The sequence below is a fragment of the Janthinobacterium sp. NKUCC08_JDC genome (genome assembly GCF_019345575.1).
GTDB classification, from domain to species: domain Bacteria; phylum Pseudomonadota; class Gammaproteobacteria; order Burkholderiales; family Burkholderiaceae_D; genus Janthinobacterium; species Janthinobacterium aestuarii.
Genome location: NZ_JAHKQW010000043.1, coordinates 1 through 809 on the forward strand (window position 1 = coordinate 1; position 809 = coordinate 809).

Annotated in this window: 1 rRNA gene; it reads left to right on the top strand. The window is 50.4% G+C overall.

Annotated elements, in window-relative coordinates:
* Window positions 1-809 (top strand): 23S ribosomal RNA (locus KO538_RS29010); the annotation flags it as partial.

Below are 809 nucleotides of genomic sequence, written 5' to 3' on the forward strand. Positions count from 1 at the left end.
TACTAAGCGTACGACAAGTAGGGCGGGACACGTGACATCCTGTCTGAATATGGGGGGACCATCCTCCAAGGCTAAATACTCGTAATCGACCGATAGTGAACCAGTACCGTGAGGGAAAGGCGAAAAGAACCCCGGAAGGGGAGTGAAATAGATCCTGAAACCGTGTGCATACAAACAGTAGGAGCGGACTTGTTCCGTGACTGCGTACCTTTTGTATAATGGGTCAGCGACTTACATTCAGTGGCAAGGTTAACCATATAGGGAAGCCGTAGAGAAATCGAGTCCGAATAGGGCGATCAGTCGCTGGGTGTAGACCCGAAACCAAGTGATCTACTCATGGCCAGGATGAAGGTGCGGTAACACGCCCTGGAGGTCCGAACCCACTAATGTTGAAAAATTAGGGGATGAGCTGTGGGTAGGGGTGAAAGGCTAAACAAACTTGGAAATAGCTGGTTCTCTCCGAAAACTATTTAGGTAGTGCCTCAAGTATCACCATCGGGGGTAGAGCACTGTTATGGCTAGGGGGTCATTGCGACTTACCAAACCATTGCAAACTCCGAATACCGATGAGTGCGAGCTTGGGAGACAGACGTCGGGTGCTAACGTCCGGCGTCAAGAGGGAAACAACCCAGACCGCCAGCTAAGGTCCCAAAGATTGGCTAAGTGGAAAACGAAGTGGGAAGGCTAAAACAGTCAGGATGTTGGCTTAGAAGCAGCCATCATTTAAAGAAAGCGTAATAGCTCACTGATCGAGTCGTCCTGCGCGGAAGATGTAACGGGGCTAAGCCAGTCACCGAAGCTGCGGATAT